The sequence below is a fragment of the uncultured Gimesia sp. genome (genome assembly GCF_963976445.1).
Classification (GTDB): domain Bacteria; phylum Planctomycetota; class Planctomycetia; order Planctomycetales; family Planctomycetaceae; genus Gimesia.
Map to the genome: position 1 here is coordinate 39,847 of NZ_CAXBKP010000030.1, position 24,095 is coordinate 63,941.

17 protein-coding genes are annotated in these 24,095 nt (G+C 47.1%); 7 read left to right on the top strand and 10 right to left on the bottom strand.

Going from position 1 to position 24,095, the window contains the following annotated elements:
- Positions 1-563 precede the first annotated feature (563 nt).
- The 5 genes from AAC022_RS23560 to AAC022_RS23580 all read right to left on the bottom strand — a co-directional run bounded on the left by AAC022_RS23560 (position 564) and on the right by AAC022_RS23580 (position 7,623).
- Entirely contained in the window at positions 564-2,021 is a 1,458-nt protein-coding gene (locus AAC022_RS23560) for a glycosyltransferase family 2 protein (RefSeq protein ID WP_339735090.1), read from the bottom strand.
- A 200-nt stretch (positions 2,022-2,221) separates the two neighbouring features.
- Positions 2,222-4,330: a protein kinase gene (locus AAC022_RS23565; RefSeq protein ID WP_339735092.1), complete on the bottom strand. Its 2,109-nt coding sequence runs from the start codon at positions 4,328-4,330 to the stop codon at positions 2,222-2,224.
- Positions 4,331-4,348: 18 nt separating this feature from the next.
- A complete protein-coding gene (locus tag AAC022_RS23570; RefSeq protein ID WP_339735094.1) occupies positions 4,349-4,963 on the bottom strand; it encodes a sigma-70 family RNA polymerase sigma factor in 615 nt (204 codons plus the stop codon).
- Positions 4,964-5,856: 893 nt separating this feature from the next.
- Positions 5,857-6,342, bottom strand: coding sequence for a MarR family transcriptional regulator (locus AAC022_RS23575; protein ID WP_339735096.1), 486 nt, complete (start codon positions 6,340-6,342; stop codon positions 5,857-5,859).
- A 108-nt stretch (positions 6,343-6,450) separates the two neighbouring features.
- On the bottom strand, positions 6,451-7,623 hold the full coding sequence (locus tag AAC022_RS23580) for a XylR family transcriptional regulator (protein ID WP_339735098.1): 1,173 nt from the start codon (positions 7,621-7,623) through the stop codon (positions 6,451-6,453).
- A gap of 209 nt (positions 7,624-7,832) precedes the next feature.
- On the opposite strand from AAC022_RS23580, the gene AAC022_RS23585 reads away from it, so the two are divergent.
- Positions 7,833-13,277, top strand: coding sequence for a neutral/alkaline non-lysosomal ceramidase N-terminal domain-containing protein (locus AAC022_RS23585; RefSeq protein WP_339735100.1), 5,445 nt, complete (start codon positions 7,833-7,835; stop codon positions 13,275-13,277).
- A 46-nt stretch (positions 13,278-13,323) separates the two neighbouring features.
- Here the strand turns inward: AAC022_RS23585 and AAC022_RS23590 are convergent, their stop codons facing one another.
- Both AAC022_RS23590 and AAC022_RS23595 read right to left on the bottom strand, forming a co-directional pair.
- A complete protein-coding gene (locus tag AAC022_RS23590) occupies positions 13,324-13,854 on the bottom strand; it encodes a type 1 glutamine amidotransferase domain-containing protein (RefSeq protein ID WP_339735102.1) in 531 nt (176 codons plus the stop codon).
- Between the two features lie 46 nt (positions 13,855-13,900).
- Positions 13,901-14,443: a hypothetical protein gene (locus tag AAC022_RS23595; RefSeq protein ID WP_339735104.1), complete on the bottom strand. Its 543-nt coding sequence runs from the start codon at positions 14,441-14,443 to the stop codon at positions 13,901-13,903.
- Positions 14,444-14,650: 207 nt separating this feature from the next.
- On the opposite strand from AAC022_RS23595, the gene AAC022_RS23600 reads away from it, so the two are divergent.
- Both AAC022_RS23600 and AAC022_RS23605 read left to right on the top strand, forming a co-directional pair.
- On the top strand, positions 14,651-15,019 hold the full coding sequence (locus AAC022_RS23600) for a cupin domain-containing protein (protein ID WP_339735106.1): 369 nt from the start codon (positions 14,651-14,653) through the stop codon (positions 15,017-15,019).
- Between the two features lie 132 nt (positions 15,020-15,151).
- Entirely contained in the window at positions 15,152-15,559 is a 408-nt protein-coding gene (locus AAC022_RS23605) for a VOC family protein (protein WP_339735108.1), read from the top strand.
- Between the two features lie 28 nt (positions 15,560-15,587).
- Here AAC022_RS23605 and AAC022_RS23610 read toward each other — a convergent pair whose 3' ends face one another.
- From AAC022_RS23610 to AAC022_RS23620, 3 genes are read right to left on the bottom strand one after another with little or no spacing between them, the layout of a single operon-like run.
- Complete coding sequence (locus AAC022_RS23610; protein WP_339735110.1) at positions 15,588-17,348, bottom strand: sugar phosphorylase; 1,761 nt, start codon at positions 17,346-17,348, stop codon at positions 15,588-15,590.
- A gap of 4 nt (positions 17,349-17,352) precedes the next feature.
- Positions 17,353-18,573, bottom strand: coding sequence for a glycosyl transferase (locus AAC022_RS23615; RefSeq protein WP_339735111.1), 1,221 nt, complete (start codon positions 18,571-18,573; stop codon positions 17,353-17,355).
- Between the two features lie 44 nt (positions 18,574-18,617).
- Positions 18,618-19,472, bottom strand: a complete 855-nt coding sequence (locus AAC022_RS23620; protein WP_339735113.1) for an HAD-IIB family hydrolase — start codon at positions 19,470-19,472, stop codon at positions 18,618-18,620.
- Positions 19,473-20,040: 568 nt separating this feature from the next.
- On the opposite strand from AAC022_RS23620, the gene AAC022_RS23625 reads away from it, so the two are divergent.
- The 4 genes from AAC022_RS23625 to AAC022_RS23640 all read left to right on the top strand — a co-directional run bounded on the left by AAC022_RS23625 (position 20,041) and on the right by AAC022_RS23640 (position 24,091).
- On the top strand, positions 20,041-21,075 hold the full coding sequence (locus tag AAC022_RS23625) for a hypothetical protein (protein WP_339735115.1): 1,035 nt from the start codon (positions 20,041-20,043) through the stop codon (positions 21,073-21,075).
- A complete protein-coding gene (locus tag AAC022_RS23630; protein ID WP_339735117.1) occupies positions 21,072-22,370 on the top strand; it encodes a tetratricopeptide repeat protein in 1,299 nt (432 codons plus the stop codon). The genes AAC022_RS23625 and AAC022_RS23630 overlap by 4 nt, the downstream gene beginning before the upstream one ends.
- Positions 22,371-22,497: 127 nt before the next feature.
- Positions 22,498-23,604 (top strand): DUF1559 domain-containing protein, encoded by a 1,107-nt coding sequence (locus AAC022_RS23635; RefSeq protein WP_339735119.1) that lies wholly within the window; start codon positions 22,498-22,500, stop codon positions 23,602-23,604.
- 85 nt (positions 23,605-23,689) lie between these two features.
- Positions 23,690-24,091 carry a hypothetical protein gene (locus AAC022_RS23640; RefSeq protein ID WP_339735121.1) on the top strand — a complete coding sequence of 134 codons (402 nt, stop codon included), beginning with the start codon at positions 23,690-23,692 and terminating at the stop codon, positions 24,089-24,091.
- Positions 24,092-24,095: the final 4 nt, after the last annotated feature.

The window sequence follows — 24,095 nt, forward strand, 5'->3', positions numbered from 1 at the left end:
GTTTAACGATGTTCTTTGTATATTGTTAACAATAAAATGTCAAATGAAAATGATGTTCAAACAAGTAAATCTCAAACGTAGGATTAGTGTGTTGTTGGATATGTACAGTATATGGTCGGTGATCAAAACTTGACAAATCCATTTGAGGAGTAAGGGGCAATTTCAGTAGAGGATGAATCGAGAGTGATTGGTAGCTGGATGGGCACAGAGTTCAAAACTAGAGAAATCAGAATGACTTAGGGTGATTATCGGTTTGAAAAAATCAAATCTAATATGATCGAATGTGTACATGCTAACCCTGTGTGTGCGATTGTTTCAGCTGTTCTCGTTGGTTTTTTATCAGAAATGATCGAAAACTTAAAAATATCCAGGAAGAAATGCCTTTAGCATTCCTATATGCAATTAGAGGGTGTCATTCATTTCTGTGATAAGCGTGAATGAACTAATCATGAAAATGCATGGGCTCACTTGCTTTTAAAGAGCACGCAACGTTAGGGGACTAGTGCCTGCTTCCTATCTTTGTGTACGTGAGCCTGTGCTTTTCTTTTTTACCCCTCCCAGATTCAATAGAGAATCTCTTCGGGCGATTTCACATGGCCACAATGGACTGATGGCAGCATCAGGATCTCACCTTCCGCTTGTTTGACTCGAGCACACCATTCCCAGTCGTGTGCCGGTGCATGCTGATAATGACTGTCCCAGTACCGGGGTGTTCGGTCTTTCCAGAACATGAGACAACCTGTACCGCAATAATCCACGGGAGTCGTCTCAGTGCCAATTTCAGTAAACGCGTTGACGAGATGATAGTCGTCAAAATGTCCGCCAACAAATTGTGTTTCTGCATGACGGCTTCGATAGCAGCCACTCACGGCGTTCGGCGGAACCCAGCCATCAGTCAGTTGCTTCATCAGATTGGCACCTGCTTCCAGCGGGACCAGAATATCGTCTTCGATCAGCCAGTGCAGGTCGCCTCTCATTTCCACGTTGAGGCGGTTACAGGAGTGAGCCATAAATTTGGCCACTTTATCTCTCCGTTCTTTCTCGTTTGAAAAAGAGAAAGAGACAGGATGCGGGATGATTCTGACCGTTTCAAATGTATTCTGATATCGATTGGCTTCAGCCCTGATTAGGGAGAGAGTGTTCTCATTTCTGGAATTATCCAATAGAACCAGTTCCACTGGTTCCTGGGAATTGATGAGATTGACAGATTGGGCGACAGCTGACATCCATTGAGGAAAAAAGCTGGCAAGCCTGCCGCTGATAATGGATCCCACGCTGAGTTTGGCACACGCGCGGCGCATATGTGGTAACAGGACTTCTTGCCTTTTTTCATATTTGGTTTGTATATTCGCAGACCAGGAACTCGTATGCTGGCGATATTTCAGAATCGCCTTACTTAATGCGGGAGCACCCAGTCTTGCACCTCGCAAAGCCAGATCCCAGTCCCACATGGTATTGATTTTATTTTGCCAGCGACCTGCCGTCTCAAATGCTTGACGGTTCCATAGCGCAGAGGTATTGACAAAATTTCTTAACCAGAGTTGACCTTGAGTCCATTCCGGGGCATCCCACAGCGTTGTGAAATCTCCAAAGGCTTCGGCTCCTCCATAAACAAAAGGGGTTGTTGGCGTGATGGCATCCCAGTGTTCTTTTACATAGTCAGGCGGCAGGATGTCATCTCCATCCAAGAATAAAAGATAATTTCCTGTCGCTTGAGCGGCACCGCGGTTTCGAGCTTCACAGACTCCAAGGTGGTAAGGCGTTTCCAGGGTGATGACTCCCTGGTCAAGATATCGCTTCGCAATTGTGATTGAATCATCAAAGCTGCAGTCATCGGAATAAATTACTTCACAGGACATACTTTGATTCAAGGCCGATTCGATGGCCTCTGCCAGGAATAAGGCGTTGTTTCTGGCGGTAATCACGATACTAATTTTGTCTTCACGGACTTTAGCTTGAGCAGAGAATTGATTCTGTTGATTAATTCTGTCCGATTTCGGCCAGAGAGCGTTACCTACCATTTTGGGGCCCTTTTTAACGGTTGATTAAACCTCCTGTGAAATACATAAGTTAAGTATTCAGAATGGGACAAACTGATCAAGTTTAGAATCATCAGTAAGGTTCAAGTGGGCAGGTGCACAACTATGTCTTATAGGCAAGGGGGGGAACGGTGGTGCTGGTTGGGGGATAGGGTCGATATAAGCGTTAAGTGTAAATGCTATTAATCAAATCTGACGGGGCTATTTTCATAGGCATCTCCGATTTCTTCGATGCCTTTTTCTGAAATCACAGTCTTCTTCAGGTATAGATCTTTCAGATCCTTGAGAGCGATGAGATGTGAAATAGATGCATCACTTACTTTTGTTTCTGATATGTTCAGTTTGGACAAGTTGGGATTATTCTGGATAAAAATGATCCCTTTGTCTGTGACATTCAGTCTGGCCAGATCTACGTCTTCTAAACGCGTCAGTTGATTCAGGGCCTCTAGACCCTTATCAGTCAGCTTTGGGTTTAGTTTAAGTGAGAGCGTCTTCAGATTTTTTAACCCACTGATATGGGATAAGCCTTTGTCTGTGAGCTTTGTATGATGAAGATCCAATATGGTTAGTGAGGTGAGCCCTGTGATCGAAGAAAGTGCATTATCACCAATCACACAGTCGTCTAACCGGAGCTCTTTTAAGCTCATAATACCTTTTAAAAGAGCCAGAGAGTTTTGGGTTAAGGGCTGATCTTGGAAATATTTAAGCGTAATGATTTGAAAATCATCGTCGGGTAAGCCCTTTGTCGTATTGCTGACATTCATTTTAACGCCATTTGCCAGAAGCAGGGTAAGTTCGCATTCATGCTTCATAGCCCAAATCGCTGCAGCTCTTTGTTCCTGAGCCTCTTCTGGGGAAATTATAAGAACATCGTTTATCACAGGAGGGGGTGAAAGTGGAAAAATGCTAAACAGTCCGATGTTCAATAGGACAATTCCTAAAATCACCAGGGAGATCTTTTTTTTGTTCCAAAATCGATGCATCGGCTGAAACAGAGTACTGGAGTACTGATTCAACGCTTCAACCGGAGGTGATAAATCAGTATTCTGGCATAGCTGAATCAACTCCTGGCTATGAGTCAGGTTGGTGTCTGATGCTTCATGGATGAGTGAATCCTGTTCCTGTAGCAGGAATTCATCCACTTTTTTAACGACCTCAGCCATCGTTTGAATTCTGTCATTCGGATCTTTTTGGATCATCGACTGGAATAATTCTTCCAGTGCCTCGGGAACTTCCGGCAAATAATCAGAGAAGCGTGGCGCAATATCTTCCCGGTGTGCGATGATCGTTTCGACGGGTGTATTTCTTTTGAACGGGAGCCGCCCTGTGAGCAGTTGGTAGAACGTACAACCCAGGCTGTAGATATCCGAGCGTTGATCAATCGTTTTGACGCTCAGTGCCTGTTCGGGAGCCATATAGTAGGCACTACCCATGATACAATTACTATCAGTCAGGTCACTGAATGACGTTTCAGAATGGCTGAGTCCTGCTAAGCCCAAGTCAAGAATCTTAATCTGACCATCTGTTGTTAGAAACAGATTTGAGGGTTTGATGTCTCTGTGGATCAGCTTGTTGTTGTGGATATATTGAAATCCATTGGCAGACTGTCGCAAGATCGAGCATGCAGCTGTGATCGAGATTGAGCGTTCTGTTTTCAGAATCTTTTTCAGGTCATGGCCTTCTAAAGATTCCATGACCAGAAAACAGGTATCATCTGCCTCACCAGCATCAGTGGCTTTGACGATATTGGGATGGTCCAGTTGTCCCACAAGTTCCATTTCGCGATAGAATCTGAGTGTCTGGTTTGAATTCTCCCAGTCGTTATTCAGTAGCAGTTTAAGGACGACTTGTTTTTTTAAATGTGCATGAATTGCCTGGTAGACAACCCCCATGCCTCCCTGGCCGATTTTTTTGATTAAATGATAATTGCCAATCACTCTGATTGTGTCTTGATTCAGCTTGCTGTTAAACGACACGCTGCTGTTCTGATTGTTGACAGCAGATCGTTTTGGAGAGTACGGTTTTGGCTGTTGAATCGAGGAGACGGTTGAGTTAAATAGTCGATCTAATCGATCTTCGCTGAAGGGGTATCTTTGTGAATCATCGTTTCCCTGTAGTCGCTGATGAGATTCGTGCCACTGTTTGAGTTCATCGTCATCCGAGTACAACTCCGCCTTTTTCTGGCAATGGGGGCATTGATTCAGATGTTCCTTGACAAGTTCTCCCACATCTTCGTCAAGTTCATTGACGAGGTACTGGAATAACAGACTTTCCGAGATGCACTTTTCCATGAAAGACTCAAGATAAACTTATTTTTGAAATACAACACTATCAAATGAAAGTCGTTGAATTTCCTCCTTCAGTTTTTTTTGTACCAGGCATTTTGCTTTGTAGATCCAGGTAATGTCTGTATCCAATTCCATCGCAACTTCTTGAGAGGGTAGATCTTTGACCCAGGTAAACTCAAATGCCTTCCAGGTTTTCTCATCAAATCCAGGTCGAATATTCTCTAAAGCAGTTGTGTAAATGTGGCTACAAAATTCATCAGCCCACATCGCATCAATTTCGCCTGGCTGCTCATAGATAAATTCCTGAAGTCCGTTTTCCCCTGATTGATTCTTGAATCGTTGGTTTTTTTTTAAAAAATGACAGATTTCATGATAGGTAACCGTGCCCAACCATGATCTGAATCGTCCCAGTTTTTGATTGTATTCAAAAGATTTGAGAGAAGTGCTGATTTGGCGGAATACTTCCTGACAGACATCTTCCGAGTCGCAGTCGTTCAATCGAAATTTCCGACAGTAATTGTAAATTAAAGGCCCGTATATTCTCACAAACTCTCTCCATGCTTCTGAATCGGTGGGAACACGCACACGATTCAAGAGAGTGATATGTGTTGATGGCCAATCGGAGCCGTAATTCATTCTGTCGTTCCTCTGGGAGTGGATTTAACAATGATCCATCGTGATTCTGGCTCCGTGTCGATGTGTTCATACGTGAGCGTGGGCGTTTGTGTGTGTTGAGTGGAGTACACTCCATTCTACCCAATTCAGGGCTGTAGTATAAAGATCAGGATATATTTAAATTTACTGAAACATGATGCATAATGAAATAACATTTACAGGCACGTATGTGGTTGGAGTGGCTTTTCAATCACTATTGTAGTGAGAAGCAAGGGGGAAACGCACCTTTATTGTCTTAAAAAACTCTCTATAAAATAACCGCTGTGAAGCAGAATATTATAACGAGAGATTAGAGATTAGGTCTAAAAAACAGGAAAGAATTATTGCCCGATCCGCTTAAGTTGAGCAGATTCAGTAAATTGTTGAAGACGAATTCGGAATGTATCGTCTGGCAGGGGAGTAAGTGGCAGGTTTCAGTTTTTTTGGGCACTTGATACTGTTGATTTGTTATGGGTATGGGGAAGTGTTGAATTGATGTCACTCATGAAATTGAGATAAGCTGATTAGAGTCAAACTTTTCAGTTACAGCTTTCATGAAATTGGGCCAATATTAGGATCACTGGAATCCCGGTTTGAGCCAGTTCTGACAGCAATCACGATACCCGCCGAGCGACAAGCTGTGCTCATTGTCAAGCCGGCATTGATGATATGGCCTGGTTCGTGCGCTTTTCGACTTTTGAAACATAGCAGAGTCTGGAGAAGATACCCGATCCGCATTTCATCAAAACGAGACAGCAATAAAAGAGCCTAGTGGAGTGTCATGTTTAAATTTGGGGTTGATAGATATTACGAGAGTGCGACAACGGAGCACGTAAACAACACCCCCAACCTTCAATTTCTAGCTTGACAAAGCACTAGTTTTGATTTGCCGCTGTCAGTGCGGCACGCGCTTTTTCCAGAAGTCGACTGAGCTCAGTGAGTTCATCAGAACTCAAATGTCCGACCAGTTTGCGATGCAGGCACAGATCAGGTTCGTCAATTTTTTTCAACAGTTTCAATGCCTTGGGAGTGATTTGAATATATACGACGCGCCGATCTTCTGTGCATCGGTTTCGTTTGATCAGATCTTGAGCCTGCAGTCGATCCAGCAACCCGGTGATTGCTGGAACAACTTGCACCATGCGACTGGCGATCTCCAGGGAAGGCATTGGCTTTCCTTCACCACGTAATATTCGCAGGACATTATACTGGGAAGGTGTCAAGCCATACTCACGAAATAATCTGCCGAACTGATTGTGAAAGACATCACTGGTACGCAAGATATTTAGAATCGCTTCCTGCTCCAGTGAAGTGAAGGGTTGTTTCTTTTTAAGTTCTTGTTGCAAATTACCCTGTGTCATTGTTGATTCCTGACAAAAAATGTTTAGACGATAATTCTAGATGTAAACTATTGGGGAGTCAATAGGCTACCAATTCTGTGATGTCGCTGTTCTGGAGTCGACTTCATTTTATTCATTTCCTGGCTGGCACGCATTTAGACGAAATTCAATCGGTGTGCAATTTGCATGTTCTTTAATCACGACGCTCAGATAGGCGGCACTGGAAAATCCGACCATTGCCGCGATTTGTTCGAGTGTGAAGTCGGTATCAATCAATAGTTGTTTAGCGCGGCGGAGTCGTTCTTCTGCAAGTATCTGGTGCGGTGTTTTGCCAATCAGTTTCATAAAGCGCCGTTCTAGAGAACGTCTGGAGAGTTTCGCATGCCGCGCAATCAGAGGAACATTGATTTGTTTGCACGCATTGCGCCTAATGAATTCCAGTGCCAAGGCAATGGACATGTCATCGACGGCAATGATGTCGGTTGATCTGCGTGGTACCAGGGTTCTGGGAGGCAGCATAACTGGCTGAGCAGGTGCGGAATCACCTTGCATCAAGCGACCGAGCAAGGCGGCTGCCTGGTAACCAATCTCTTCTGCCTGATGTGAAATACTGGTGAGGGGGGGATCAATCACTTCACAAAACACATCATCATTATCAACGCCGACAACAGCGACCTGTTCAGGAACAGCAATCTTTCGACGACGGCAGGCATCCAAAACACATAAAGCACGCAAGTCATGTGCGGCCATCAGTCCGACCGGTTTCGGAAGTGATTCCAGCCAGTCTCCTAAATCTTCCTGGCCACCATTCCAGCTTTCTGCAAAACGCCTGCGCGAAAGGGGAGAATAAATATGACACTCGAATCCTTGCTGACGTGAAATCTCTGCGAATGCATTGCGACGACGCAGTGACCAGTTGGCCCGTTCTACCCCCACAAATGCAAACTGTCTTAAGTGGCGATCCCGTAAGTGTTCAAAAGCCATTTGAGCGATCGCAGTATCATCGGAATAAACACCCGGAAGATTCAGGCCTGGAACCTGGTGTATTGTATCTACTATCGGTACACCAGATTGCTGAAGCCGTTCGCACATCTGTTGTGAACGCACTCTGGCGATAATGCCGTCTCCTTCCCACTGTTTCATCCAGGCGGGAATTGAGGTTGCTGGTCCCCATTCGTCAATAAAAATAGACCAGGGTCCATGCGTTCGCGAATACGTTGAAATTCCCTGTATTATTCCGCGACCGAATGTCTTTGAGGTTTCAATAAAGATTGCAACCTGTGGCGTAGCAGAACGGGGCATGGTCTCTTTCCGGTGTGTCGCAAAAATAAAAGAGATTGACGCAGCACTGGATTGATACTGCGTCAGTCAAGCAGGTAAACTAGAGATGTTAAGTTCAAAATTAGATCATAAATGATAGCGTCATTAGGAAACAGGACACTCTGAATCTGATTTATGGATTTCTGAGAGATTGATGCGCTTGAGACTGAAACTGCTTTGAGGAAATCAAGATGAAGCTATCGATTGTACTTCGAATTGTGATGGCCGTAATCGTCACAGGCGGTTGTATCTCCCGTTTATCTGCTGAAAAAGCGAAAACCTATTCCGTGGGGATCGCCAAAGTAGATATCACTCCCGATTACCCCGTTCTGCTAAGTGGCTATGCTTCGCGCAGTACAAAACCGATTGATCGGGTTGAGCAGCAGCTCTGGGCACGTGCGATCGTGATTCGTTCTCAGAATCATCAACCGCAGGTTCTGATTTCGGTCGATAATTGTGGCGTCTCTGCTTCCGTGACGAAATCTGTTGTCGCGAAACTGAAAGAACAGTATTCCATTGCTCCTCAGAATCTGGTGATCTGTTCCACGCATACGCACTCCGCTCCGATGCTCACGGGGGTTCTTCCCAATCTGTTTATCAAAGATCTGACTGCTTCAGAACAAGTGATTATAGATCGTTACACTCAAGATCTGGTGTTACTCCTGACTAAAGTGGCAGAAGAAGCCATCCACAATACCGAACCTTCTCTCCTGGAGTGGGGAATCGGAACGGCGACCTTTGCGAAAAATCGTCGGGATGTGAGCGGGCCGAAAGATCATGACCTTCCGATCCTACGGGTTAAAAGTCTTGATGGAAAATCGCGTGCGATTCTTGTGAACTATGCCTGTCATTGCACCACGTTAGGGGGAGTTCCGTTTATGTCCGGGGATTGGGCCGGTTGCGCGGTCGAAGGCATCGAAGCGGATGTTCCTGGCTGTATGGCGATGGTGGTGATTGGTTGTGGCGCTGATCAGAATCCGAAATTCAGAGGCAATGATCAGGGGGCGGCTCGCGTAAATGGAAAAGGAATCGCAGACGGAGTCCGCCAGCGTCTCAAATCTAAATTAACTCCCCTGTCAGGAAATCTGACCTCGGAGAGTGAAGAACTTACGCTTGCTTTGGACAAGCTGCCGACAGAGGACGAGTGGAAACAGCGGGCTCAGAAAAAAGGGATCACGGCGTATCATGCGCAAAAGAATCTGAAACGACTGGAACAGGGACAGGCCTTAACTAAGAAAATTTCTTACCCGGTAAAATCGTGGATCTTTGGCGATGATCTGGCGATGGTCTTTCTGGGAGGGGAAGTCGTTGTAGATTACTCTCTGGCGATCAAGCAACGGCATGGCTCGAAATTATGGGTTACGTCCTATGCGAATGATGTTCCCTGTTATATTCCCTCCGAACGGGTCCTGCAGGAAGGCGGCTACGAAGGCCGAAGTGCAATGGTCTGGTATGATCTGCCTGGTCCTTTCGCTCCCGGGTTAGAGAAACAAATCCTGGAAGAAGTCGATCGACAGTTACCAGGTTCATTTCAAGCAAAAGAAGATGTGAGTCGAACCGGCGGCAAGCGAGCGTTAACGCCTGCCGAATCGATTTCACGTATGAATTACGCCGATCATCTCAAGGTCGAAGTGGTCGCGGCGGAGCCTTTGGTTATTGATCCCGTCGCGGTGGAATTCGGACCTGACGGGAAATTGTGGGTGGTCGAAATGCGGGACTATCCGAATGGCATCGATGGGAACCTGAAGCCGGGGGGCGTTGTAAAATTTCTGGAAGACCCAGACAAAGATGGCGTCTATGACAAGGCGACCGTTTTTCTGGAAGGACTGGCGTTTCCTACCGGATTGATGCTCTGGAAGCAGGGCGTTCTGGTTTGTACGGCCCCCGATGTGATTTATGCGGAAGATACGAATGGCGATGGAAAAGCGGACCTTCAGAAAAAAATATTAACTGGTTTCGCAACCCATAATTATCAGGCACGCGTTAATAGCCTGGTTCCCGGACTGGATAACTGGGTCTATGCGTCGGGTGGTTTGTTCGGCGGAGTCATTCAGTCGTTTAATGGCCAGACGGTGAATGTGACAAATCGTGATTTTCGGTTTCAGCCCGATACAGGAGTCTTGGAGCCGGTAAGCGGTCGAACCCAGCAGGGGCGTGTGCGTGATGACTGGGGGAACTGGTTCGGTTGTCGCAACGGAAGCCTGTGCGTGCATTATCCCGTTAACGAATCCTATTATCGCAAGAACCCGTTTGTTGTTTCGCCTCCTCCTGAGGTTTCTGTTCCTCGAGGCAATGGTGCCAACCAACTCTATCCGGTAGGGGAACTGGTCCAGTTTCATTTAAGTGGGCAGCGCGGGCGGCCGACGTCTGCCTGTGGTCTGGGGCTTTACCGTGATCGACGACTGGGGGACGGGTTTTATGGGAACGCGTTTGTCTGTGAACCGGTCAATCAGCTTGTGCATCGTCAGGTCATCCAGCCGGATGGAGTTACTTTTTTCGGGATGCGTGCGCCGGAAGAACAGGAACGGGAATTCTTAACCTCGACCGATAACTGGTTTCGGCCGGTACAGGCAAGAACAGCGCCTGATGGATCATTGCTGATCGTGGACATGTATCGTTATTTAATTGAACATCCCAAGTTTCTTTCTCCCGAGACAGTCCAAAAACTCAATGTTCGTGCGGGAGAAACACGGGGCCGGATTTACCGGGTTTCTCGGAAAGAGCAGCAGTATAAACCCATTCCGAAATTGAAAGAGATACGATCGCAGGATCTTGCAAAACTGCTGAAAAGCAGTAATGGCACGTTACGTGATATGGTGCAGCAGGAATTGATCTTACGGGCTGATTCGAACTCCATCGCAGAATTGAAGTCGATTGCTTCGAATGCGAGCTTACCTGAGTCGCGTTTGCAGGCACTGTGTACTCTGGATGGCTTGCAAGCGTTGGATGCTGAGTTATTACTGCCGCGGCTTCAGGATTCTCATCCGGGCGTTCGAAGAGAGACCATCCGATTGTCGGAGCCGTTTTTAAATGCATCGAACCCTTTAGCAAATGCAGTCCTGCAGCGCGTCAAACAGGAAGAGGATTTATCCGTCCTATTACAGTTGGCTTACTCGCTCGGCGAATTAGAAAACGAATCGGCGACACAGGCATTGTTACAACTGATGGAACAGCATTCAGAAAATGTCTATATCAGGTCGGCTGTGCTGACCAGTTTCGAACCGAGTCGTCTGGCACCGGCAATCGCTGTTTTAATTCCACAGACCAGTAGCCAACCCAAGCTGCAGCCGGTTTTCGAAGCATTGCTGGGGATGGCTGTTGCGACAAAAGATGCCGCTGTTCTGAAACAGATTGCAGCGCATTTGCTCTCTGATGCGGTTCAGAATGCGAAAACTCCCGTCTGGGAGTGGATGGCCTTGTCTCAAATATTAGGAACGACTGGCGGCGAAAAAATCAGCCAGGATCAGACGCTCGGTCAGCAGATGAAAATATTGCACGAGCGGGCTCGTCAATTGGTTGCAGATTCAGAGAGTCCTGAAGCAGAGCGTATTGCCGCGATTGCGTTTGTGATCAAGGTTGGTCAAGGTCAGGAAGAGCGGCAGTTGATCTCTGACTTATTAACGCCGCAAACTTCACTAAAAATTCAAATGGCGGCGCTGCGCAGTTTGATCAATACGCAGAATGCGGAGGCGATGCAAATGGTTCTTGAGAACTGGAAACAGTTCACGCCCGCCTTGCAAACAGAAGTTCTCAACCAGCTTCTGGCACGCGAATCGACGACCGTTGAGTTATTAAACAGTGTCGAGAACAAACTGATTCAGCCCGCACAGATTGATTTAACCAGTCGCCAGCGTCTGATCGATCATAAAAATAAGAAACTCAGTCACCGTGCCAGGAAATTGTTTTCTGTCGCCACCAGTGCCAGTCGTGAAGCGGTTCTCAAACGCTATCAATCGATTGATCTGAAACAAGCCAATGTCGAGCGGGGCAGTGTGGTGTTTGAGAAACAGTGTGCGAATTGTCATAAATTAAATGGAAAAGGGCATGTGGTCGGTCCGGATCTGGCGGCGTTGACGGATCAGTCAAAGTCATTTCTGCTAACTTCGATTCTCGATCCCAACAAAGCCGTCGATGGACGATATGCTTCCTATCTGGCGCTCACTGATGATGGTCGAATCAATACCGGGATTCTGGTCTCCGAGCAAAGTAACAGTATTACTTTGAAAGGGCAGCAGGGGAAAGTTCAGACAATTCTCAGAGCACAGCTTGAAGAACTGAGTAATACCGGTAAGTCGCTGATGCCGGAAGGACTGGAGCGTGAGATTTCGCCGGATGCGATGGCCGATTTATTGGCTTTTCTACAGGAACACAGTGCCCCCATTCATTACAAGTATGTCGGGGCTATTGCTCCGGACGCGAACTATCCGGATGATTCGAAAAAGTTGAAGCTGGTGAATCAATCCATGGGTTCCGGACGGTTTAATGATGGGGACTGGGTCGGGTTTCGTTTTGCAGGCGAACAACCACAGCCACGAATTGAGTTTGATCTCGGCAAAAAAATGCCGGTGCGTTCGTTAAAGATTGTGTATGGCGTTAACCATGATCCGGGATCGATTCATGCCCCCTCCTCAGTTCTGGTTTCCTTCAGCAATAATGGTCAACAGTATGGGAACCCGCTCAAGTTTTCAAACTTTGATGACCATCCCGACGGTCTGGGGATCTATGAAATCGATTCACGTACTGTCGCCATCAATCTACCAGAACAACGGGCACGATTTATCCGGATTGATTTTCAAAGTAAACAAGGCTGGTTATTTCTTTCGGAAATCTCTGTTGCCAGTAGTAGCTCAATCGAGAAGCAAAATCAGGCAGTGCCTGTGAAGCCCGAAGAAAAAAAACAGCCAGCTGTTTCTGTGGATCCAGTTACAAAAATTAAATCGCTTGTCGCCCGTGTCAAAGTGGGCACGCCGGACGAGTACCGTGAAATTCCCGATATCTGGCGGGAAGCGATTGCACTGGGAAAACGGAATCAGGCAGAGGAGCTAAAAACATTACTCGACGCGTCTTTGCCTGAAGACGAGGGGACGCTGCAACGCTGGCAGGCGGTTGTAATTGGCGGCGGGGTTATCAACGGGATCACCATTGCCGGAGATTGGCCGCGTGCCAGAATTGAAACACTCCTCGAAGAGGATCCGAAACTGGCTGCCCGCTGGAAGCATTCACTGCTTCATGCCGTCAAGATGGCCGATGATCCACAAGTAAAACCAGGAACCCGCTATGATGCACTGAGGATGATCGCCATGCTTGATTTCGCAACATGTCAGGCCCAATTGAAACGTTATCTGGGTGACCCCAAGCAGGCAGAACTGCAGATGGGAGCCGTCAGTGGAATCGGAGACATCGATTCAGCATCGGCAACGCAGGCTCTGATCCACGCAATTCCCGAGCTGACTCCCCGGAATCGTACGCTTGCGCTACAAGCTTTACTCAGAACGGAATCCCGGGCAATTGCACTGCTGGAAGCGGTCCAGTCTGAAAAACTCTCTGTAAAACTGGTAGATCCGAAAATTCAGCAACAGCTGAAAACGCACGCTGATTCTAAAGTTCAACGGCGGGCCAAAAAAGTATTCGATTGAATAAGCTGCTGACAGATGCAACCTGTCAGCAGCAGGCAATTGTCTCTTACAGTAAGACTTCCAGAATGCCTCTACAGAAATCGGGCAGGTCGCCTGGTCGTCGACTGGAAACAAAATGACGGTCAACGGTCACGGACGCATCTTCCCAGATCGCGCCCGCGTTAATCAGATCATCCTTGATACCCGGTGATCCGGTCACCTTGACTCCCTGGTAAATACCAGCCGAGATTGGCATCCAGCCGCCATGGCAAATGGCGGCAATCAGTTTTTGACTCTCATTGAATTCGGTAAGCAATGACAAGACTTTTTCAAAGCGTCTGAGTTTATCGGGCATCCAGCCACCGGCACAGATCACGCCTTGATAGTCTGCTGAGTTGATACTGTCGATCGTGGTATCAGAAACGGCTGGGTAGCCGTGTTTTCCCAGATAGGTTTTGCCTGCTTCTAACCCCGCCATGGTTGTTTCAGCGCCGGCTTCTTCCAGCCGGAATTTAGGATACCAGAGTTCGAGGTCTTCATAATCCTCGCCCACAAACAAGAGAAACTTTTGACCCGATAAGGGAAGAGGACCAGTCATCTTTGTTCCTTAGAATTTAATTATCAATTTTAATAAAATGTGAGAGCTATGCGGCAGGCCACATGAGTCCGAAAATCAGCCCGACAATCACAGCATACAGGATCGATTCGATTACGTGTCCGATGATGCGATTATGAAACCAGATCGCATGTTGCACGGTGGCTGCTAGAAATGTCAGCAAACCGGCGGTTGCCATGAAGCGAAACACGACGATGAACTCTGCACCGGGTGCGATTGCCTGAGTCGACAGATAGGCTAAAGCAAAACTGATGATGAGAAAATATAAAAACGTCAGTCCCAGTTTCTTTCCCATATTCACTTTCGGGAAAACCGTCATGATTCCACACGGGCCGTCATTCCATTTCTGTTGGTATTCTTCACTTTTCATTTCCTCTGGCGACTTGCAACCGGGAAACATATAGCTACCCAGTGGAATATTCTGATTCTTAACTGCTTCCAGAAACGCGTCTTCACTTTCCAGTTTTATCCAATCATCTCGATGGAGTTGAAATACCATCCATGATAAAAAACTGGCAAAAAATAAAGCTACAGCCGACAATGCAATTGGAATTAATAAACTTGTCAACATAGGATCTTTCCTGAATGCCGTTCAAAAAATGAGAGGGAGAAGGGAGTCGTGGAATTGCAAAAATCAGGTAAGTCCCTGAAATGCATTTGAGTTCATCATAAAATGACAAAATCCGTTTTCCCAGTACACAGCTGATCGATCATTGAGAATTTATGAGAATGGATGATTTAATCTCTTTCAGTATTGATTTCACATAAAGGAACAGCCATGCCTCAATTGATTAAGCAACCCACGGTCGTTCAAGCAGCGGGCAACAAACCAAAGCAGATTGAAGAATTTGTGGGACGCGTTAATACCGGCGATGAATCGATGAGCATTGCCCGGATGGTCTCTCCCGGTGGTTGGGTGGAACCCGCACAAACACCTGATTTTCGTGAGACGTCGATTGTGCTCAAAGGAGTCTTGCGTGTGGAGTGCTCTGATAGTGTAACCGAAGTCAAAGCAGGACAGGCAATTGTTTTAGAACCTGGTGAATGGGTGCGTTACAGCACTCCGGGTGAAGAAGGGGCTGAGTATATCGCGATTTGCACTCCCGCCTTCTCTCCGGATACGGTTCACCGTGATCAGGAAGATTAAGTTTACAATCCTCATTAAATAGAAAGTCGCCGCTTTCTACCTGGTGCGCTATAAACATCTTGAAATCTGTGAGAGATTTGATTGTAATACGTGAACATATTGTTTTTCTTTGTTCGTAAGATGGAGCTGATCATGCAACAAACTGTTACTGCAATTCGCGAACTGGTACCTCTTTTAATTGTCGAAGATTTGTCTCGCTCTGCTGACTTTTACTGTGATCAACTTGGTTTTGAAATGAAACTCAAGTGGGAGCCGGAAGGCAAGCTGGCCTGGTGTCGACTGGAACGGAACAATACGGCGCTTATGTTGCAGTTAGCCTGTGCTGATGAGGATGGAACTTCGGAAGAACGTTGCAAAGGAGTCGGGTTCTTTTTTCACTGCGATGACGCGCAGGCGATTTACGAAGAACTGTCAGCCCAAGGTATCTCGCTTGAACCACCCAAGGTGGCATTTTATGGGATGAATCAGCTTTTTATGAAAGATCCTGATGGCTATGAACTCTGTTTTCAGAATCAGGTTGAAAAACCAGAAGAGTTTTAGGGCGAGTACAGTGCTCTCTGCATTCGGATTATGTCTGCTCCCGTAAATTGGTCAGCCAGATCACCTGATAGGGGTTCAATACCAGATCTCCTCGAAGGTCCGTATATAACTCGCCGCTGATTAAATCGACCCAGGAATCGGTTCCGATCAGATTGATTTCCGACAAGGGGACAATCTGTTCCTGATTGGTGACATTATTAATCGCGAAGATACTTTGCTGGCGATACATGCTCTGACGCCAGAATGCAAATACACTGTCACCCAGATGTAAGGTAAACTGTGTCGCATTGGGATGAAAAGCAGGTTGTTGTCGCCGCACTTTTAGCAGATGGCACATGCCTTGAAAGATGTGTGCGTGTGTTGATGTTTCATTCGCCAGTTGTTCCTGTAGTTGATCATAGTCCCAGCGATGACGGTTGATCGAACGATTCTGCCCGGTTTGTTCGACGGCTGATTGATCATTTCTTGTGCCCAGAAAGCTATGAATGTAAACAGCCGGTATACCTTCCAAAGCAAACATGATGGCATGCGCGCACAGGAAACGTTGAATCTGCCATTCGTCTTCGCCTTCCAGGGTCCCGCGCATGGCGTCGAATAACGAAATATTAATTTCATAAGGCCGCCTCTCGCCACCCGCGAGAGACCGCATCGAGATCTGGCCTCCAAACTGTTCCATCCTCGAAACCATCTCGTTGATTTCTTCATCGTCCATCAAGCCTTCCGCAGGACGCAATCCAATCCCATCATGCGAGGCAATGAAATTCAGGTATGTAGTGCCATGCAGTGCCGGGGGCATGCTCATCATCCATGTTTTCAAATGCTGACAACTTCCGCAGAGCAGTGCATTCACCAAGAGGGGAGGCAGGGAAAAATTATAGATGGCATGCGCTTCGTTTGAGTTGCCAAAGTAGGCCAGGTTTTCCCGATTTGGAATATTGGTCTCGGTGATGATCATGGCCTGGGGTGAAACAAATTGAATTAACGTACGAAACAGACGCACAAGTTCATGAGTTTCCGGCAGGCTCAAACAGTTGGTTCCGGCGACTTTCCAGATAAAGGCAACCGCGTCCAGGCGAAAAACTTTCACGCCGTGATCGAGATATAATTTAACGATTTTGACAATTTCCTGCAGTAATTGCGGATTAGCAAAATTTAAGTCGACCTGATCAAAACTGAAGGTACACCAGGCATAACGGGGACCTTCTGGGGTATCGATGCGTTGCAATAAATCATTGGTTCGCGGACGAACAACCTCAGAGAGATCGTCATCCGGGCTGCCACAAAAGAAATAATCTTTCCCCGGAGATTCTCCCTGTTTAAATTGTTGAAACCATTCACTCTGACTGGAACAGTGATTGATCACCAGATCCGACATCAGATGGAACTCTTCGGCGATCGCGTTGATATGATCCCAATTGCCCAGTTTAGGATTGACCTGCTGGTAGTCGATGATGGAAAACCCATCGTCGGAACTGAAGGGAAAAAACGGGAGAATATGGATGCCGTTGATGGTCTCTTTGAGAAATGTTTTTGAAAACTGTAGCAATGTTTCCAATGGCTGCTGCCCCTCCGTGAGCAGGCTGTCGCCATAGGTAATCATTACGGCATCGCGCTGATCCCAGTGGTTTTGGTGAGTTTCCGGTGTCTGACAAATCCCATCCGGAGCCATGATGTCAATCAAAGTCTGGGCGAATGCGGTATGGTCGATCTCCGGATAAATAACCCGTAAGTGATTTTCAACAAGGAAGCGGTATTCACTGATTGCGGAATGTTCGACAGGTTCAATCATGTTTTCAGGAAAACTCCCGGTAGTCATCATCAACGGCGTAACACAGATGTCTGAAGATATCCGGAATCGCGCTTTGCACACGATTCCAACTGGGGATGAAGGGGGTCTCCATTGGATTTTCCAGAAAATGAAGTCCCGCTTTTAATACGTTTTCAGCGAATAATTCGACGGCCTTCTCTTCGTTGTGCACATCAAACTTCAGGCCATTGATGATCGCATCGTTACGATACGTCTCGATAAAGTCCAGCGCAATTCGATAGTAGGTGGCTTTGATCGAACGAAAGGTTTCAGTCGAAAATACAACACCATTGGTGGCCAGTTTGCGGAAAACGCCTTTGGCAATATCAATCGACATTTTCGACAACCCTGCCTGAGCGTCTTCGACTGATAAAATCTGATGTTTATGATCATACTTATCGGCAATATCAACCTGGCATAACCGGTTCGTCGAATAATTCCGATTCACTTCAGACAACACGCCAATTTCCAGTCCCCAGTCACTGGGAATCCGAATGTCATTGATCACATCGACGCGAAACGAAAATTCCCCCGCGAGTGGATAACGGTAGCTATCCAGGTATTCGAGATAATCCAGTGAGCCCAGAATCTTTTTCAAAGCACGCATCAAGGGAGTCACTAATAGTCGTGTGACGCGGCCATTCATTTTACTGTCTGCGACACGGGCGTAGTAGCCTTTGCAAAATTGATAGTTGAAGCTAGGGTTGGCGACCGGATAAATCAATCGTGCGAGCAGACTACGGTCGTATGTCAAAATATCACAATCATGCAGCGCGACCGACGAAGTTGTTCCCTGAGCAAGAATATAGCCGAGACAGAACCAGACATTGCAGCCTTTTCCCAGTTCCTTTGGAGCCAGCCCTTGTTCTTGCAGCAGCCTGTTGACTTCTTGTAATCGTGGACCATCATTCCAGAGAATGCGATGATTCTGAGGCAGGCGACTGAAAAACTGGATCGCATGTTTGTATTGTGCTTCATCTGCCCGATCCAGGCCGATGACGATTTCATTCAGATACTCGACCTTAGCCAGCTCCGTCACAATTTTGTCGAGGGCCGGTCCTTCCAGTTCGCTGTAGAGGCAGGGCAATACCAGACTCATCGGGCGGACTTCAGAAAATTGGACCAACTCAGCTTCCATCTCTTCAGTCGAACGTGAAGAGAGGTTGTGTAATGTGGTAATGATACCGTTTTGGTAAAAGTCTCCCATACCAGACCTCCGTAATCAAAGCTTGAGCGCCAAAACCAGACTGATCAGATCAGTGTTTCATCTAGTATTTGGGTTAACGCATTGGCCCATCCTTGTGGGCCGGTTTCTTCAGTAATTATGACCGAAGATTGCTTCTCAAGGTCTGGCGGTTTCTGATGGGAAGAGCGCACTATGACAGCAATGTCTGCTGCGTTTAACATGGCAACATCATTCTGGCTATCACCGAGTGCTACAAACACAGGTTGCACGCCAGACGAGCACGTAAAACGCTCTCGTAACCAATGCAGACATTTTCCTTTGTCACATGCGCCAATCACATGCACAAACCGGCCACCTTTCAGCAGCCGCAGACCATGATTGGCAATCAGTGCTTCAAACTTACGCAATTGATGTGCCGAGTCCTGCCAAATTAAGGGTTCGGAAAATTCTCGTGTTGCAGCCTGTGTGGCGGCAGTCTCCGATAATCCCGTATATGCAATGACTTCAGCAACTTCCATATCTGCAAAACCGGTAAACAGGAATTTCTCATCTGTCCGGATTTTTTGAATAATTGGCAGAATATCTGTCCTGAGTGCCCCCAAAACGTGCATCTCGTTTCCCGGTTTTTGGGCAATTTCGTCTGGTTTTGCCGCAAAATAACCAGAGGGGACATAAATGGCCGAACCATTCTCCACGACATACGGATCTGAGTTCTGAAGTTCTTCGCGCAATGCATTTAGCTCAGCAGCTGTCTTGCTGGTGTTCAGAATCAGGGGGATTCCCTCTGATTTGAGACGTTCCATCACCGGGACGGCTGGTGCATAAGAATAGGTATCATGATCCAGCAGCGTCCCATCCAGATCAGTCATCACCACAAGTGGCCGTGGATTGTGTGGGGCAAATTGGTAATCGACGGGCATAACCAGACAGACAACAGTTAAAGAAGTGAGCAGACCTCAAAAAAGATTCCTGTCAATTAGTCCAACAGGATCATCAGTAGGAAGCAGCATAGCAAGATTGCTTCACAGGGACAAATATAGAAATTCAAAGTACAAATAACAGGCTTATCTGTCTGATGTCGTCGTGATGAATATTCCTCAATCGAGATTTCAGCGATCTTTGCACAATCTGAGGATGAAATTCACAAAACATTAATCTGGAAAGTTATTTGTTTGAATAGTGCCTTACTTAATGAGCTTTTTTATTAAGCGCATTCTGTAAAGGTAATTTCTTCATTTGTTCACAGATTATTAACAATTCGCTTTTAAGATGCCAACCATGTTAGCAAGTGAAGAGGGATGTGAAGATGTGCACATAATCTCTAAACCATTGTGTTTCTGTAGTTCAAAAAAATGAATGCGTGCCTGCTGAAGTCCGTGATTTCGTGATGCATTTCACCTTTTAATTGAAGCGTCTTGTGAAGTCATTCTTTCCTCAATCATAGAAAATCGAATTGGTGCGATGGTATTGGACCATCGTGGCTTGGTTATGTCACAACTCTCTCAAACTACGTTTTTGCCTCAAGCTGCTTCAGAGCGATCGGAAGCGGTTACGGGGAGCTTGCGGCAATCGCTGCAGGCAGCGTGGCTGGTTGATCCCAAATATGATCTGCTCTTTCTGGCAAATCTTGGTTGGCCTTTACTGGTTTTGTTTCAGTGGTGGGGCGGTTTGGAGATTCAAAGTGGCATCAGCTTCTGGCAGATCTATTTTATCACAACGCCTCATCGCTGGATTACACCAGCACTCCTGTTTCTGGAACGCGACCGATTACAGGCGAACAAAACGAAATATATTTTGATTACGGTGTGCTTATTGACGATCCCCGTAGCCGTGAAGATTTCAACCGGCGCGCTGACCTGTTTGCTGACGATTGATTACATCTGGAACGCCTGGCATTTCGCCGCACAGCATCATGGTATTTATAGTATCTATGGTCGAAAAACCGGTGGCTTCTCTCCCCGTCGTGCACGGATTGATAAATGGCTGATGCGTGCGTTCCTATTGTATGTCACATTTCGAATCGCCAGTTGGACCTCTTGGGGACCATCAATGAGCCAAGGTTGGGGACTACTGGATACACTGTTCGCCGCCATTCCTGCCGGCATGATTCTACGCGAACTCTGGCAGTTAAGAGCTAAAACGGTCGGTCGATGTTTGTATTTCATCAGCGTGATGACGCTCTATCTGGCAATGCTAGGGGCGATCGTGATGAAAAATCCCATGATGTTACTGGTCTTGGTCACGGCGTCCGCACTATTTCATTCCATTGAATATCTGGCGATTGTCAGCTGGTCGGTAGATCGCACTCAGAAATCAGGCAAACCAACGACAGCGCTTTTTGCTCGTTTGATGCCCCGCTGGGGACTGGTGTTAGCAGTCTTCATCGTCATTCTGGGCATGGGCGCCTGGCTGATGGGATCGCATCTGATCGAGCTCTGGCTCACGGCAAATTTAATTATGGCGTTTCTGCATTATGCCTATGATGGCCTGATTTGGAAGTCGCCGAGGCGTGTGCCCGCATGAAACGCCAGGAGCGGAAATCGCGAAATCAGTTAGAGGCAGACAGTATCGAAAGTCCGTCCGAGAATGACATTCAGACGCCAGCTAGAACAGTTTCATTAGTGACCGCAGGCGTGTTGACGTGTGGTGTCGCCTGGTGGATACAGCGTGTGCGTGCTGAAGGTGGGTTAAGCCTGCCTTACGTCCGCCTGGATATCATGGTTGTTAGTTTTCTGTGCATGCTGCCTTTGGCGATGTTGTTAGTTGAAGCGATGTTCGCGGTTTTGAAACGGCGAAATCGTTTTATATTTCTGACAGTGCAGTTCGTATTATTTATCGGGACCGCAGGCCTGTTCTTCCTTGCGTTTACGAGCGATCAGGCAAGTGTCACTTTGAGTCAGGATGATGCCTGGGAGTTTTTCTTGCTGCGTCCGGTCATTGCCTTTTGGATCATGGTTTCCTCACTGCTGCTTGTAGGAAATCTATTTCCATTTCAGGAATCAGCGTCAATGCCGCGTCAAGGGGCTCTGGTCTGGCTGCTGGTTGGTATCACCGCTCTGGTTGTGCCTGCGTTTTATGTCCAGTCGCGAGTCGATGAGATGGTGACGAAAACGGAAGAAAATCTGGGGAGTGGACGTTTAGGAGATGCCAGGCAAGGGGTGCGTGAAATATGCGTGCTGTCGCCTTGGGAAGAAATTGGCGGCGCGTCCGTCCGTGATCTGGCACGCGACTTGGATCGGGACTGTTACGAAATCGAACGGAATTTGGCGTTCATGGCACGTCGTCCTGTTCAAAGTGAAGAGTTCACGTATCAACGGGCACGATTACTGTCGATTTTGGGGCAGCGTTCTGCCGCGGCCCGCTTGTTGAAGACTTGGACTGGGAAACCAGGGGCGAGTCCACTGAGCTATCAGCTACTGGGCAATATCTATCAACAGCAGGAGAATTGGGGGGAAAGTGAGCGGTACTATCGCCGGGCGCTGAAGGCCTGGGAAACGCTACCACGTTCAGAGCAGCAGCAGGCGGGGATCGTCGCCGCCTGGAAAGGGATGGCATTTGCTGAAAGAAAACGAGGGAACTATGCAGAAGCAGAAGCAGCGTATTTATCGGCGTTGTCACTGGTTCCCACAGCGGACCAACACTTTTTACTCGCACAATTCTATGAAGACACACAACAAACGACAAAAGCACGAGATCATGTTCAGCAGGCAATGGCGCTGAATGCGTCACGCTATGCGATACCGGGAAAGAAACTAATCACATCCTTACAGCAGCAGCACTTTGGTTGTCTGAATGTCTGGCGTAACGGACGTCCTTGATTTTGATGATTGAAGCGTGAAGCTGATCACGATATGTGTGCCATTTTTATGAAGTCCGCTACCAACATGATTCAGGTTGGAGTGGTGAATCAGTAATTCTTTTTATTTTTAAACGGAGAGTAAGTACATGCAACATCTACGAGTTCGAGAGCAGGCGAGACAGAAATGGCGTCGCGGTTTTACACTAATTGAACTGCTGGTGGTGATTGCCATTATTGCCATTTTGATCGCCCTGTTGTTACCCGCTGTTCAACAGGCACGTGAAGCCGCTCGTCGTTCACAGTGCAAAAACAACCTCAAGCAATACGGTCTGGCATTACACAATCACCTGGATGCCCATGGTTCATTTCCACCTGGATATGTCTGTTATGATGAATCAGGCAATCGGTTTAAAACCGGGGGCTGGCAACATGGCCAGAATGAATTTGGTTTTCACTGGTTGGTGATGATGTTACCCTATATGGAACAGCCTGGATTGTGGAATCAGGTAAAGGCCTGTGCAGATAATATCCGTGGGAATCCGACGACCAATCCTTGGGATCACTGCGAGTACTTGGCCCCAGATCATATTGGTCGTGAGCGTCTGCCGGCATTTAATCGCTGTCCTTCGGCTCCCACTGATAATTCTTATTATAGTGATGGAACTTATGGTCTGGAATCATTGGCCAAGGGAAATAACTATGCCGCCAGTTGGGGATCTGGAAACATGCTTTCCTGGGAAGACCGCAGCACGCGGGGCGCTTTTGGCTGTTTCTTCACTACCCAGGAGGAAATTTCGATTGGCTCTGGCGGATCCGGCGATCATTTCCAGCAGGGAAAAGGGACGACCGACAGTGACTTTGTAGATGGAATGAGCAATACCGTCGCGATCAGTGAAATCGTAGGGGCAGATGGTTTTACCAGTAGAGTGAGTGTTGATATCCGGGGAGTCTGGTTTTCGCCGGCAATGGGGGCAACCATCTTTACTGCTTATAATAACCCCAACTCTCGAGTCGCCGACGTGTTGGCAGGCTGTGATTCTTCGATTCCCACAGACGCCGTCCCTTATCTGAATTGTACTGAAGAGCGGACAACAGCTGACGTTTATGCTGCCGCCCGCAGTTATCATACGGGGGGTGTCAATGTGTTGTTGGCCGATGGCGCCGTACGCTTCATTAGTGATAATGTGGACAACGCTGCAATCTGGCGGCCATTGAACACAATCCGATATGGAGAAACCATTGGCGAATTTTAAACGAGTGTGAGCTTCAAGAGAACGCTACAGACAATGGTGTCTGTAGCGTTACTTTTTATGAAATACATTGGGAAGAGAGTGAAAGATGAAAAATTGGATTTTATGTTTGGTGTCTTGTTTATTGGCAGGCTGTGGTGGCGGGGGAGTAGCTAAACCCACTGTGGAAGAAAACGTCTATGCACATGTAGTCGGGCTCGGCGATGCGAGTGGCAATGAAGAAATGTTTCAGGCTGCCTTTGTTTCCGGTGCTGCTCCCAAGAACCGGAAAGATTATGGCAAATATGCCTTTATTGTAGAAGGTCAAGCCGAGATCAATGGAGATGAAGCGAATGTGCCTGTCAAAGTTATTGGCGGAGTGATCTCTTCTCAAGACGGAGATCGTGCAGCGAAAAAAAAATCTGGTGACAAGTCAGAAACCCAAATGACCTGGAAGCTGCAGCGCGAGGGGAAAGAATGGAAAATCAAAGAAGCACCACTCCCGGGTTAATCTG

Coding starts and splice junctions, on each gene's coding strand:
- AAC022_RS23560 (WP_339735090.1), bottom strand. CDS start 2,021: ATGGTAGGTAACGCTCTCTGGCCGAAATCGGACAGAATTAATCAACAG.
- AAC022_RS23565 (WP_339735092.1), bottom strand. CDS start 4,330: ATGGAAAAGTGCATCTCGGAAAGTCTGTTATTCCAGTACCTCGTCAAT.
- AAC022_RS23570 (WP_339735094.1), bottom strand. CDS start 4,963: ATGAATTACGGCTCCGATTGGCCATCAACACATATCACTCTCTTGAAT.
- AAC022_RS23575 (WP_339735096.1), bottom strand. CDS start 6,342: ATGACACAGGGTAATTTGCAACAAGAACTTAAAAAGAAACAACCCTTC.
- AAC022_RS23580 (WP_339735098.1), bottom strand. CDS start 7,623: ATGCCCCGTTCTGCTACGCCACAGGTTGCAATCTTTATTGAAACCTCA.
- AAC022_RS23585 (WP_339735100.1), top strand. CDS start 7,833: ATGAAGCTATCGATTGTACTTCGAATTGTGATGGCCGTAATCGTCACA.
- AAC022_RS23590 (WP_339735102.1), bottom strand. CDS start 13,854: ATGACTGGTCCTCTTCCCTTATCGGGTCAAAAGTTTCTCTTGTTTGTG.
- AAC022_RS23595 (WP_339735104.1), bottom strand. CDS start 14,443: ATGTTGACAAGTTTATTAATTCCAATTGCATTGTCGGCTGTAGCTTTA.
- AAC022_RS23600 (WP_339735106.1), top strand. CDS start 14,651: ATGCCTCAATTGATTAAGCAACCCACGGTCGTTCAAGCAGCGGGCAAC.
- AAC022_RS23605 (WP_339735108.1), top strand. CDS start 15,152: ATGCAACAAACTGTTACTGCAATTCGCGAACTGGTACCTCTTTTAATT.
- AAC022_RS23610 (WP_339735110.1), bottom strand. CDS start 17,348: ATGATTGAACCTGTCGAACATTCCGCAATCAGTGAATACCGCTTCCTT.
- AAC022_RS23615 (WP_339735111.1), bottom strand. CDS start 18,573: ATGGGAGACTTTTACCAAAACGGTATCATTACCACATTACACAACCTC.
- AAC022_RS23620 (WP_339735113.1), bottom strand. CDS start 19,472: ATGCCCGTCGATTACCAATTTGCCCCACACAATCCACGGCCACTTGTG.
- AAC022_RS23625 (WP_339735115.1), top strand. CDS start 20,041: ATGTCACAACTCTCTCAAACTACGTTTTTGCCTCAAGCTGCTTCAGAG.
- AAC022_RS23630 (WP_339735117.1), top strand. CDS start 21,072: ATGAAACGCCAGGAGCGGAAATCGCGAAATCAGTTAGAGGCAGACAGT.
- AAC022_RS23635 (WP_339735119.1), top strand. CDS start 22,498: ATGCAACATCTACGAGTTCGAGAGCAGGCGAGACAGAAATGGCGTCGC.
- AAC022_RS23640 (WP_339735121.1), top strand. CDS start 23,690: ATGAAAAATTGGATTTTATGTTTGGTGTCTTGTTTATTGGCAGGCTGT.